Below are 11655 nucleotides of genomic sequence, written 5' to 3'. Positions count from 1 at the left end.
GGCACAGCTTCGGCGACGAAGTGCTGATATTGGTCGCAGAGAGGCTTCAGTCTGCAATCAAGCGACCTGGAGATCTCGCCGCCCGCGTTGGCGGCGACGAGTTCGCCATAGTTTTGCCCGCAACCGGCTCTGGCGGGGCGTTGAAGGTCGCAGAGGCGGCGCGCTCGGCTGTGGAAGCGCACAGATTTCCTGATGGCTCCGGCACTACAATCACGATTGGAGTGGCAACCGCTGACGATCTCGACGCCCTGTCGTCGTCTGACCTGATGCGCGCTGCCGACCGGGCGCTCTACGCTGCAAAAGACGAAGGGCGCAATCGAGTTACCGGAATGGTATGCTCCACCGGACACTGCGCGACGGTTGACTTAGCTGCCCTATAGACCTTCGATGAAGTGCCGCAGACGAGCGGCGACGCTCTGACGGGACGTGGTGCAGCGCAGGTGGAGTTTCGCGAGCGTGAAGCCTGAGACAAACCCAGCTGAAGCGGCTCTTCGCGTCCAGACGCTCGCGGCCCTGGACATCTTGGACACGCCGCCGCAAGAGTCGTTTGACCGCATTACCCGCCTCGCCAGCGGCGCCCTCGGGGTGCCAATCGCGCTGGTCAGCCTGGTCGAGAACTCTCGCCAATGGTTCAAGTCGAAGAAAGGCATCGAGGTCTGCGAGACGCCAATCGAGCACTCGTTCTGCGCACACGCAATTCAAAGGGACGAGGTTTTCGTCGTTTCCGACGCTGCGGTGGATGAACGTTTCCTCGACAACCCGCTCGTGGTCGGAAGCCCGGGGATTCGCTTCTACGCCGGCATGCCGCTCAAGATGGCTGATGGTGTGCGGATCGGCACCGTGTGCGTCATCGACAGCAAGCCACGAGAGTTGAAGGAGCACGAGGCGCAGCTGCTGCGGGATCTCGCGAGCCTCGCTGTGCACGAGCTTGAGCTCCGTCGTGCCGCTTCGAGCGATCCGCTGACGGGGGCCTGGAACCGCCGCATGCTCGATCTTGTCGCCACCCGAGAGTTTGCGGCAGCCGAGCGCACCAGGCGTCCCCTCTCGGTCGCCGTTCTCGACATCGACCACTTCAAGGCAATCAACGACCGCTATGGGCACGATGTGGGCGACGTCGCGCTCGTCATGTTCGCATCGAAGTTCCGCGAGGTGATGAGGGCGGACGACTGGCTGTTCCGCGTGGGTGGCGAGGAATTTGCGACCATACTGGCTGGGGATCCCGCCGATAGCGCGTGGGAGGCGCTCGATCGTTTTCGGGCGGCCCTCGCCGAGACCGACATCCCCCACCCCGGCGGCACCTTCAGAATGACCGTCAGTGGCGGGGTCGTTCAGGCAGCCGACGGTCAAGGTCGTCGGATTGAACGGCTCTCGCGCCTGCTAGAGCAGGCCGATTCCGTGCTGTACCGAATTAAACGCGACGGGCGGAACTGCATCGGCAGGGTGGCTACGACATCCTGATCGCTGAGCGGCGACGAGCCGTTTTTTCACTTGACGATACTCGAGACTCTTCAATGCATCGTCATGAGAAGTGCCTTCTGGAGAGCTTCGAGTTGCATCGCAGCCCGAGTGGTGGCGTCATGCTGGACTTGGCCATCTCAGTCTGGGAAGCGTCCATTCACGTGGCCGGCGAGCAGATAATTCTGCACTTCGTTATCTCGCCGATGGAAGCAAGCGAACTTGCGGTCGCGTTAGCGGCCGCGGCGAGCGCTGAGGTTCCTTAGGGCCAAATTCATTTGCTGGCGAATAAGCCCAGTGCAGAAGAGAAAGGGTTTGCAGACAATCATTTGCAGCGTGCGCGTGCGTCTATTGCGGCAGTTGTTCGCACCATACCACCGAAAATGGCTCCATCAGCCGATCTAGCGTGACCCGCTCTGGATCGTGTCGACCGTCGAGGATCGCCTCGACGATGTCCGGCGCGAGTAGCGTCAGGCGGAGGACGCGCGCGACGTAGGAAGGGTTTATGTTCTCGGCCTTCGCGAGGTCCCGCACCGTCTGATATCGACCGCCGTCGAGCAGCTTCCGCCAGCGATGCGCGCGGGCGAGCGCCTTCACCATCGCGTTATCCACGCGGGCCCGCGGCGGTGCCCACGCTTCGGCTCCGGGCGGCGAGATGACGAGCTTCCGCCCGCCCCGCTTCCTGAACGTCATCGGCACCGTGACGGTGAGCGAGCCACCAAAGTCGTCGATCGCTGCCTTCGCCATCACGCTGCCTCCCGCTGGTCCGTCGGCGTCCGCAGTTCCGTCAGGAGCGCCGTCAGCCCTCCGGTGCGGAGCCGGATGGCAATGCCGTCAGTCCTCACGTCGACGCGCTCGACCAGCAGCTGGACGAGGCGCGCTTGCTCCGCCGGGAACAACTCGTCCCACGTCGGGTCAAGACGCTCAAAGGCCTCACGGACATCGGCCTCGGTGATTCGGTCGTCGTGGGTCTTGGCGGCAATCCACGTCCGGACAATCAGCTCCGGCGCCCGTAGCAGGCCGCGGAGTTGCTCGACGACCGCGTCCTCGATCTCCGCTGCCGGCAGTCGCCGCACCGGGCAGGTCTCCGGCCCCCTCTTCAACACCGACTGGGTGACGTAGTAGCGGTAGAGCCGATCGCCCTTGCGGGTGTGGCTCGGCGACATGGCATCGCCGTTCGGTGAGAAGATCAGGCCACGAAGTAGCGTGGGACCTGCGAGCCGGGTCTTGTTCGCCCGCGTGCGCGGGCTCTCGCCCATGATGGAGTGGGCTCGGCTCCAGAGGTCGAGGTCGATGATCGCCTGGTGCTCACCGGGATAGGCGACGCCCTTGTGGACGGCGTCGCCGATGTAGACCCGGTTGTTGAGAAGCTTGTAGAGCGAACCCTTGTCGAGGCGATGGCCGCGGCGGCTGCGGATTCCTGCCGCTGCGAGCTCCCGCATCAGCAGCATGATCGAGCCGAGCTTCACGAAGCGATCGAAGATCACGCGGACGGACGCCGCCTCTTCCTCGCGGATGAGCAGCTTACGGTTCTCGACGCGGTAGCCGAACGGCACGGAGCCGCCCATCCACATCCCCTTCTTCCGAGACGCCGCCACCTTGTCGCGGATGCGCTCGCCGATCACCTCCCGCTCGAACTGGGCGAAGGAGAGCAGCACGTTCAGCGTCAGCCGCCCCATCGAGGTGGTGGTGTTGAACGACTGCGTGACGCTGACAAAGGTGACGCCGCGCCGCTCGAACACGTCGACCAGCTTGGCAAAATCCATCAGCGAGCGGGACAGGCGGTCGATCTTGTAGACCACCACGACGTCGACCTTGCCGAGCTCGATGTCGGCGATAAGCCGCTTCAGCGCCGGGCGTTCGAGGGTGCCGCCGGAGATGCCGCCGTCGTCGTAGCGGTCGGGGACGGTGATCCAGCCTTCCGCCTTCTGGCTCACGACATAGGCCGCGCACGCCTCGCGCTGGGCGTCGAGGCTGTTGAACTCCATGTCGAGGCCCTCCTCGGACGATTTGCGGGTGTAGATCGCGCAGCGGACCTTCTGGACGACCTTGCGAGCGGGATGCGCGGTGGCTGCGGTCCGGCTCATGCTCCCCTCCCCGCGCTCTTGAGGCCGAAGAACACCCAGCCGTTCCACTTCACACCCGTGATGGCGTGGGCGATCGCCGACAGCGAACGGTAGGGACGGCCCTGGTACTCGAAGCCCTCGATGGTCACCGTCACGATGTGCTCGACGCCCTGGAACTCCCGCAGGAGCCTCGTCCCGGCGATCGGCTTGCGGTCGTTGCGGATGCGCCGCGCCTTCGGGTCCATGTTCTCGACGTTGCGGGCCAGCGCATCGAGCCGCTTCACCGTCTCGGGCTTCAGCCCGCCATAGGCGAGCTCCTGGATTCGGTAGGCCAGGCGGCTTTCGAGGTAACGCCGATTATAGGGCGGCGCCTCGGCTCCATAGAGCTCGCGCCACATCGTCTTCAACTCGGGGGTCGGGGTAGTTTTGATGGCGGCAAGGCGCGCCAGCACGGGGTCATCCATGGTCGGTCTCCGTCGACTGCGGGTCGACATGACCGCTCTGGTCGCGAACGAAGTGAAGGCAACTCTCTCCGCCGTCGCGAGGTCGTGCCATGGACACACCGTCGCGGCGCTGGCGGAGCCGGATCACAGCAAGCGAGAGCAGCCAGGCGGCCTCGTCGAGCCGCTCGGCATCGCTCATCAGCTCGGGGTGCAGGGCGTTGGGGCCAGGCGGGATGCAGTGGTGGTCGAGAGCGTTTCGCATGCAGGAAACGCTAGCCACTTCCCCCTAGACCACAAGCTAAATCCACTACGCGTCATAGTTCTGCGTGATCATTCAAAACCATTCGAAATGTTACGCCCACCGGAGTCGCGAGATTTAGTCAGCCTCTCAACGATCATTGCTCATGCGACGCCGGGGGAGACCTGTGTGGGTTCGGTGAGTTAGAGGACGGCACCTTCAGTCTCCGCCTGGTACTGCAAATGGCGCGCTACAGGCGGCGCTGGCAGTTTTGGCAACCGGCGCGCGAGAAGAGCCGGTGGAACGAGCTATATCTTTGCACTCGTACGAGGGCTATCATCGTCGTGGGGTTCAACTTGGCGCTTCGTCCGATGCCACAAGAAAATTTCTAGGTTGCATTGCCCGCTTGCAGCGGTGGGTTGACGCTTTTCTTCAGTTTTCTGCGTGATGACCCGCGGAAGTGCTGCTTCGATACCCCGGGGGGCCATGCTTTGCCGTGCGCAGGTTGCCGCCCTGAATGCAACCCTCGGCATGCTGGCTTTGCCGGAATGCTCAAAAGAAGGATCGGTAAGCGCCATGGCGATCGTCGTCACCGTCACCTCGCCGTCGCCGACCGGCAGTGAGCTGAAGCTCGTCGACTTCCTGCGCGACGGTGTCGTCAATCCGATCGACAGCAGCCCCAGCCAGTTCGTCGCGCTCGATCCGACCCTAACGCTCGGCAGCGCCACGGAGATCACGCTGCTCTCCGCCAGTGGCAACCTCGTGTTCAACCCGTTCGGCGGCGTCGTGTCGGGCACGATCACCGGCTTCGTCATCACCTCGGCGGCGGACGGCATCGTCCGCGCGACGGTGACGGGTCTCAACATCGATGCGGCCGCCCTCTATGCGGCGATGATCGCGAACGACACCGCCGCGCTCGAGGCACTGCTATTCGGCACCGATTCGCTCAACTATGTCGGCAACACCGGTGCCGACGTGTTCACCGCCGGGCTGCTCGCCGATCATCTCGACGGCGGCGACGGCGACGACCTACTCATCGCCCGCGACGGTGCCGACACGCTGGTCGGCACGCTCGGCGCCGACACGCTGGATGGCGGGGCGGGTGGCGACACCTACGAGCTCGGCGCCAATGCCGCCGCCGTCGTCATCCTCGACAGCGCCGGCGTCGACACCGTCACCTCGACGATCTCGCGCTCGCTTGCCGGCTTCGCCACCGTCGAGCGTCTGACGCTGCTGGGTTCGGCCGACATCGACGGCACCGGCAACGCCCTCGCAAACACGATCTTCGGCAACGACGGCGACAACGTGCTCGACGGCGGCGCCGGCAACGACATCCTGCTCGGCGGCAACGGCGACGACACCTACGTGCTCGGCGCCGACAACGATACGATTGGCGAGGGTAACGGCGCCTCGACCGGTATCGACACCATCACCTCAACGATCACGCGCACGCTCGTCCCCTATGGCGGGATCGAGAACCTGGTCCTCGAGGGCGCCGCGAACATCGACGGCACCGGCAACACCCTCGACAACGCCATCACCGGCAACGACGGCGACAACCTGCTGGACGGCGGCGCCGGCTCCGACACCCTGAGCGGCGGCGACGGCGACGACACGCTGACGGGCGGTAGCGACACCGACGCCGACACGCTGCAGGGTGGCGCCGGCGACGATCTCTACGAGCTCGGCAGTAATTACGGCGGCATCTGCACCGACACGAGCGGCCTCGATACCGTCACGTCGACGGGCGACCGCAGCCTCGCCTTCTTCACCGGCATAGAGAACCTCACGCTGCTCGGCTCCGACGACATCGACGGCACCGGCAACGACCTCGACAACACAATCACCGGTAATGCCGGCGCGAACGTACTCGAAGGTGGGCTCGGTCTCGACACTCTTGTCGGCGGGTTCGGCGATGATGTGTACGTGTTCGGTGCGAACGCCGCCGACGTCGTCTCGGATACCGGCGGGATCGACACCATCACCTCGACCGTCGGCCGCTCGCTCGCGCCCCACGCCGACGTCGAGAACCTCGTGCTGCTCGGCGGCGCCAACATCAACGGCACCGGCAACGGGCTCGACAACACCATCACCGGCAATGCGGGGAACAACGAACTCGACGGCGATGCAGGCACCGACACGCTACTCGGCGGCCAGGGCAACGACACCCTGCACGGCTCCGCCGGCGGCGACCTGCTCGACGGCGGCCAGGGCGACGATACCTACGCCCTCGGCAGCTCGGGTGCAGCGACCATCGTCGACGCCGCCGGGACCGACACCGTCACCTCGACCATCAGCCGGTCGATCGTCTCGTTCGCCGCAATCGAGAACCTGACGCTGCTCGGCGGCGGCAACATCGACGGCACCGGCAACGCGCTCGCCAACACTATCACCGGCAATGCGGGCCATAACGTGCTGGACGGCGGCGCCGGCCTCGACACGCTGCTCGGCGGCAACGGCAACGACACCTACGTGCTCGGCGCCTCCGCCGACGTCGTCAGCGACACCGGCGGCATCGATACCATCAGTTCGGTCATCAGCCGCTCGCTGGTACCCTTCGGCGATATCGAGAACCTGCTGCTGCTCGGCATCGCGAACATCGACGGCACCGGCAACAGCCTCGCCAACACGATCACCGGCAATAGCGGCAACAACATCCTCGACGGCGGCGCCGGTCTCGACACGCTGTTGGGCGGCAATGGCAACGACACCTACGTTCTCGCCAACGGCTTCGACGTCGCCACCGACAGCGGCGGCATCGACCTCGCCACCTCGACGGTCAGTCGCTCGCTCGTCGCCTACGCGGACATCGAGAACCTGACGCTGCTCGGGTCCGCCAACCTCAACGGCATCGGGAATGCCCTCGCCAACACCATCGTCGGAAATTCCGGCGTCAACGTGCTCGAAGGTGGCGGCGGGATCGACACGCTGAAGGGCGGCGCCGGCAATGACCGCTACACGCTCGGCAACGGCGCCGACGTCGTCATCGATTCGTCCGGCATGGATCTCATCACCTCGACGATCACCCGGTCGCTCGTCGGCTACTCGGACGTCGAGAATCTGACGTTGCTCGGCACCGGCAACATCAACGGCACCGGCAACGCGCTCGCCAACGTCATCGCCGGCACGATCGGCAACAATATCCTCATTGGCGGCGCCGGCCTTGATACGTTGAAGGGCGGGGCGGGGAACGATCGCTACGTGCTGGGGGCGGAGAGCGACGTCGTCGTCGACACGGCGGGTGACGACGGTGTCTATTCGACGATCAGCCGCTCGCTCGCTCCCTATGCCGCCATCGAGAATCTGGTGCTGCAAGGCAGCGCCAACATCGACGGCACCGGCAACGCTCTGAACAACCGGATCACCGGCAACGCGGGCAAGAACATTCTCGACGGCGGCCTCGGCGACGACACGCTCGTCGGCAACACCGGCCACGACACTTACGTGCTCGGCGCCGAGTATGACACGGTCATCGACGGCAACGGTATCGGAACCATCACGTCGACGATCACCCGCTCTCTGGTCGACTACGCGACGATCGAGAACCTGCAGCTCGTCGGCAATGGCAGCATCCACGGCACCGGCAACGCGCTCGACAACACCATCGAGGGCAATGGCGCGACCAACGTCCTCAATGGCAAGCAGGGCAACGACCATCTGATCGCGAAAGGCGGCAACGACATCCTCGACGGCAGCGTCGGAGCCGACACGCTCGACGGCGGTGCGGGCAGCGACGCCTACATCCTCGGAAACAACACCAGCCCCATCTTCATCATCGACGGTGGCGGCGACGACCTCGTCATCTCGTCGATCAGCCGCAGCCTCGTTCCCTTTGCGAGCATCGAGAGGCTGACGCTGCTCGGCAACGCCAACATCGAAGGCGAAGGCAATGCGCTGGCGAACACCATCGTCGGCAACATGGGAAACAACAAGCTGATCGGTGGCGCGGGCGACGATACCCTCATCGGGGGAAACGACGTCGACGGTTTCCGCGACGACACACTGCAAGGCGGCGCCGGGGACGATGTGCTTCATGGTGGGTTGGACGTCGATTACAATTGGGGCGGTTCCGGCAATGACCGTTTCGACTTCGACAAGCCGGCGGACTCCCGTTACCACATAACCGGCCATGGATCGGACGTTGTCTGGGATTTTAGCCAGTCCGCCGACCTCATCGATCTGTTTGATGTCGATGCTAATCACTTCGCCCCAGGAAACGGAACCTTCACGTTCGTGGGCACCGGTGCCTTCACTGGCACTTCGGGCCAGTTGCACTACGACTTCCGGTCGACCAATGTCTCCGGCCAGACTGGATGGATGACGGTCGTGTCCGGCGACATCAACGGCGACAAGCAGGCGGACATCGAGATCCGGCTCGTCGGGAAACACCATCTCACCGCGTCGGACTTCATCCTGTAGCGGCAGCAAGAGATCGCTTCGGAACGCGTCGTGGGAATCGTGCTGGTCGCCACCGGCCAGTGCCAGTAGCCCGCCTCCGTCACCAGCCGGACCTGCCTATTTCTGCAGTTTTCCGGCATTGCCCCGGCACCTTCTGGCTATGCTACTGCCGCGCCCTCAAGCTCGGCGACGCCGCCAGAGTGGCGCCGATCGACAAGCTGAGCATCGTGCTGGTGGCCGTGTTCGCTGTCGTACTCCTCGCGGACAAACTGTCCGGCCCCAGCTGGCTCGGCGCGGCATTCATCGCCGGCGGCACCATCCCAGTGGCATACAAGGGGTGACGGCAATACGAGAATAGCCCGCCAGCCCCGTCCTCCGGCGGACAGTGGTCCTCGTGGCGGCCCTCAACCTGCGCACGATCGGCGAAGGGGCCAGCGCATGAACCGTATCGTCGATGTCGAGGAATCCGATCACGTCATATCACACCTCCCGCGCGAACCAGCGGATGCGGCCGACGATGTGGATCTCGTTGGCCGGGCGCTCATACTTCGGATAGTGCTTGTTGTCGGAAATGACCCGGACGGCGGGCTGATCCCTGTTGGGGATGTGTTCGAGGCGCTTGGCGACGAGACCGATCCCGTCGTCGAGGACGAAGATGCCGGGTGGGTTCGGGGACCGAAGATTCGTGTCGACGAGGACCGCGTCGCCGCTTAGCAGCGTCGGAACCATGCTGTCCCCCTTGACGTGCATGATGCGCAGTTGCGACGGACTCGTCTTGAGCGCGTTGCGGATCCACGAGCGGCGGAAGTGATAGGGCGGGCTGAACTTGTCGCCGCCCTCTGCCACGACTAACCCTCGTCGCGCCGACGGCCGTGCAGTGGCATGGGGGATCGCCACGAAGGTGTCGTCGGGTTTCTCGACGAAGGGGGACGTGCCCTCGACCTCGCCGATGCCGTGGATCAGCCAGTCGCGGTCCACCTTCAGCACGCGCGCGACATCCGCCAGCCGGTCGATGCCGGGACGCGCTGAGCGCCCTCGGAGGATGTCGTAGATGAACGACCGGTTCACCCCCGCCATCTCGGCAACATGGGCAGGCGGCAGGCCGAGCTGGTTCGCGCGGGCGCGGAGGCGATCCGCCAATGTGTGGTGATCAGTCATGGCCTTCCAATGCTGGCTCGAACGCAATTGGACGGAATAGGAACGAAGCGCGGAGGTCAAGTGATTAGAACGAAAAGTGAACGGCTTTGCCGCAGGGCCACGCTGAAGGGAGATTGAGGGGGCGCGCCTGGCTCAGGCTGAGCCCGCCCATCTACAGCCTCCGCGATGTCCAAATGACGCGCCCGACCACGTGCACCTCCTCGGCGCTCCGCTCATAGGTCTTGTACTCGGGGTTCACCGACCTGATCACCACCATCGGCGGATCGGAGTTCGGCTCGTGCTCGATGCGCTTCGCGACCAGCCCCATCCCGTCCCAGATCACGAAGATACCAGGCGGCACCGGGATCTTCTGGCTGGTGTCGATGAGGACGCGATCACCGCTGGCGAGGAGCGGCTCCATCGAGTCGCCGTCGATGGTGATGATGCGCAGATCCTTCGTCCTCGCCCGGAACTCGTGGCGGATCATTCCCTCTGGGAAGAACCAGACCTGCTTGACCTCCTCGAGGCCCTCGTGAACGGCGCCCGGACCAGCAGAAGCGCGCACGTCGATTTCTGACACGCGCCCAAAGCCTTCCGGGATGCCATTTGGCGGCAGGTTGGCTGACCGAGGCGCCGACGGCCGGCGCGGCTTGCGCGGCGGCACGGTCTCGTGCCGGAGCTCACTCTCTTCGCAGCCGAGGAGTTCTGCGAGCTTACGACGCTCCTCTTCCGCCAGGACCCGCGGCGTCCCCCGCATCACGAATTGGTGCAGGTAGGCGGAGTTCCTGCCGATCGCCATCGACGCGTTCTTGAGGTCAGTGCCGCGGTCGCGGACCAGTGCCAGCACCTTCAGTCGGATCGGATCGAGGTTCATCGGTCGTGCCTTCGTTCGTGTTGGATATTGCCAATTAGATATTTTTTGTGTTTGACGCAATAGGGGTGCCCTGCATTAACTACTCCCACCAGAGGCGACGCCAGCAGGACCCCCCGATGTCGACGATCAGCAATCAGTTCCGAGAACGGGTCGAGGCCTTCCTCAAGGCCACCGGATTTAGAGCCACCGAGTTCGGCAGGCAGGCCGTAGGCGATTCGGCTTTCGTCCTGAACCTGCGGCGAGGCCGCTCACCGACGCTGGCAACCGCCGACAAGGTGCTCGCCTTCATCGACGAGATGGAAGCCGATCCGTCGCGCTGCAGCCCCAATAGGAAAGCGGCATGACCATGCCTCCCATTCACATCAACCAGATCGAGCTCGCCGACCGCTGGAAGATCTCGCCACGCACGCTGGAGCGCTGGCGCTGGGCGGGACAGGGCCCTGCCTTCGTCAAGCTCGGCGGCCGGGTGGTCTACTCCCTGGAGGCAATCGAGGCCTACGAACGCGGCCGCGTCTGCCAGAGCACGCTACAGGGCACCGCCCTCAGGAAGGCGTCCTGAGATGGCGCGCCTGCAGTTCGTCCCCTTGCAGGGTAACCCGGCCCCGTATGTTGAGGAGCCCATCAACGATCTCGCCTTCTTCGCCTGGGTCGCCCAGGCCGCTCCCGGCGAGACACTGGTCTATCACCGCGGCTTCCTCGGCATCGATATCGGCCCGGGGATGTCGCGGTTCGGCGAGCCCGACCGACGCCGGCTCCTCGGGCTTGCCCAGGCAGCGCTGTCCGCCTTCGAGGCAGGGCTAGTGCACCTCGTGCAGGTGCGGCTGGAGCCAGACCGCTTCGCCTATCTCGCCGTGGCGCGCCGCAAGCCGGTTCACGCATCGGCAGCGCTCGCCCGGCTCGTGGCCGCCGCCGCCGGCCGCGAGGACCTCGCCGCCGCTGCTTGATCCCTTCCTATCGCTGAGCATCTCGATGTCAAATCTCACCAACCTCCCCGCCCTCGCCGATCTCGACCGTCTCGCCCTGGGCGACATCGCCGGTCTGCCG

General features: G+C 64.8%; 13 protein-coding genes. 7 read left to right on the top strand and 6 right to left on the bottom strand.

The features are described from left to right. On the top strand, positions 1-380 hold a 380-nt coding region (locus tag RUR49_RS11740), incomplete at its 5' end, for a GGDEF domain-containing protein (protein ID WP_409146567.1). 76 nt (positions 381-456) lie between these two features. Continuing rightward, on the top strand, positions 457-1458 hold the full coding sequence (locus RUR49_RS11735) for a diguanylate cyclase (protein WP_409146566.1): 1002 nt from the start codon (positions 457-459) through the stop codon (positions 1456-1458). Between the two features lie 345 nt (positions 1459-1803). On the opposite strand, the gene RUR49_RS11730 is transcribed toward RUR49_RS11735, so the two are convergent. The 4 genes from RUR49_RS11730 to RUR49_RS11715 are packed head-to-tail and all read right to left on the bottom strand — an operon-like array spanning position 1804 to position 4226. After that, complete coding sequence (locus RUR49_RS11730; RefSeq protein WP_409146565.1) at positions 1804-2202, bottom strand: hypothetical protein; 399 nt, start codon at positions 2200-2202, stop codon at positions 1804-1806. Then, positions 2202-3542, bottom strand: coding sequence for a recombinase family protein (locus RUR49_RS11725; RefSeq protein WP_409146564.1), 1341 nt, complete (start codon positions 3540-3542; stop codon positions 2202-2204). Before RUR49_RS11725 ends, RUR49_RS11730 begins: the two co-directional genes overlap by 1 nt. Then, positions 3539-3985: a DUF2924 domain-containing protein gene (locus tag RUR49_RS11720; protein ID WP_409146563.1), complete on the bottom strand. Its 447-nt coding sequence runs from the start codon at positions 3983-3985 to the stop codon at positions 3539-3541. Before RUR49_RS11720 ends, RUR49_RS11725 begins: the two co-directional genes overlap by 4 nt. Continuing rightward, a complete protein-coding gene (locus RUR49_RS11715) occupies positions 3978-4226 on the bottom strand; it encodes a hypothetical protein (protein WP_409146562.1) in 249 nt (82 codons plus the stop codon). The genes RUR49_RS11720 and RUR49_RS11715 overlap by 8 nt, the downstream gene beginning before the upstream one ends. A 552-nt stretch (positions 4227-4778) precedes the next feature. Here RUR49_RS11715 and RUR49_RS11710 point away from each other — a divergent pair. Beyond that, a complete protein-coding gene (locus tag RUR49_RS11710) occupies positions 4779-8621 on the top strand; it encodes a beta strand repeat-containing protein (RefSeq protein WP_409146561.1) in 3843 nt (1280 codons plus the stop codon). 179 nt (positions 8622-8800) lie between these two features. Then, on the top strand, positions 8801-8941 hold the full coding sequence (locus RUR49_RS11705) for a hypothetical protein (protein WP_409146560.1): 141 nt from the start codon (positions 8801-8803) through the stop codon (positions 8939-8941). A gap of 139 nt (positions 8942-9080) precedes the next feature. Here the strand turns inward: RUR49_RS11705 and RUR49_RS11700 are convergent, their stop codons facing one another. Together RUR49_RS11700 and RUR49_RS11695 are read right to left on the bottom strand one after the other, a co-directional pair. Then, positions 9081-9740, bottom strand: a complete 660-nt coding sequence (locus tag RUR49_RS11700; RefSeq protein ID WP_409146559.1) for an XRE family transcriptional regulator — start codon at positions 9738-9740, stop codon at positions 9081-9083. A 169-nt stretch (positions 9741-9909) separates the two neighbouring features. Further along, complete coding sequence (locus tag RUR49_RS11695) at positions 9910-10611, bottom strand: helix-turn-helix transcriptional regulator (protein WP_409146558.1); 702 nt, start codon at positions 10609-10611, stop codon at positions 9910-9912. Positions 10612-10727: 116 nt separating this feature from the next. Between RUR49_RS11695 and RUR49_RS11690 the strand changes: the two genes are divergently transcribed. The 3 genes from RUR49_RS11690 to RUR49_RS11680 are packed head-to-tail and all read left to right on the top strand — an operon-like array spanning position 10728 to position 11555. Further along, positions 10728-10955: a hypothetical protein gene (locus RUR49_RS11690; RefSeq protein ID WP_409146557.1), complete on the top strand. Its 228-nt coding sequence runs from the start codon at positions 10728-10730 to the stop codon at positions 10953-10955. Then, on the top strand, positions 10952-11170 hold the full coding sequence (locus RUR49_RS11685; RefSeq protein ID WP_409146556.1) for a helix-turn-helix transcriptional regulator: 219 nt from the start codon (positions 10952-10954) through the stop codon (positions 11168-11170). Before RUR49_RS11690 ends, RUR49_RS11685 begins: the two co-directional genes overlap by 4 nt. A gap of 1 nt (position 11171) precedes the next feature. Then, positions 11172-11555 (top strand): hypothetical protein, encoded by a 384-nt coding sequence (locus RUR49_RS11680; protein ID WP_409146555.1) that lies wholly within the window; start codon positions 11172-11174, stop codon positions 11553-11555. The last annotated feature ends 100 nt before the right edge of the window (positions 11556-11655 follow it).

This window comes from Pseudoxanthobacter sp. M-2 (genome assembly GCF_046156265.1).
GTDB lineage: Bacteria > Pseudomonadota > Alphaproteobacteria > Rhizobiales > Segnochrobactraceae > CAMDHY01.
This window is presented reverse-complemented; position numbering and strand designations above follow the sequence as displayed.

Bases quoted from the DNA above. Each gene is read 5' to 3' on its own strand.
- RUR49_RS11720 (WP_409146563.1), bottom strand. From the start codon at position 3,985: ATGGATGACCCCGTGCTGGCGCGCCTTGCCGCCATCAAAACTACCCCG.
- RUR49_RS11710 (WP_409146561.1), top strand. From the start codon at position 4,779: ATGGCGATCGTCGTCACCGTCACCTCGCCGTCGCCGACCGGCAGTGAG.
- RUR49_RS11680 (WP_409146555.1), top strand. From the start codon at position 11,172: ATGGCGCGCCTGCAGTTCGTCCCCTTGCAGGGTAACCCGGCCCCGTAT.
- RUR49_RS11725 (WP_409146564.1), bottom strand. From the start codon at position 3,542: ATGAGCCGGACCGCAGCCACCGCGCATCCCGCTCGCAAGGTCGTCCAG.
- RUR49_RS11685 (WP_409146556.1), top strand. From the start codon at position 10,952: ATGACCATGCCTCCCATTCACATCAACCAGATCGAGCTCGCCGACCGC.
- RUR49_RS11695 (WP_409146558.1), bottom strand. From the start codon at position 10,611: ATGAACCTCGATCCGATCCGACTGAAGGTGCTGGCACTGGTCCGCGAC.
- RUR49_RS11715 (WP_409146562.1), bottom strand. From the start codon at position 4,226: ATGCGAAACGCTCTCGACCACCACTGCATCCCGCCTGGCCCCAACGCC.
- RUR49_RS11730 (WP_409146565.1), bottom strand. From the start codon at position 2,202: ATGGCGAAGGCAGCGATCGACGACTTTGGTGGCTCGCTCACCGTCACG.
- RUR49_RS11690 (WP_409146557.1), top strand. From the start codon at position 10,728: ATGTCGACGATCAGCAATCAGTTCCGAGAACGGGTCGAGGCCTTCCTC.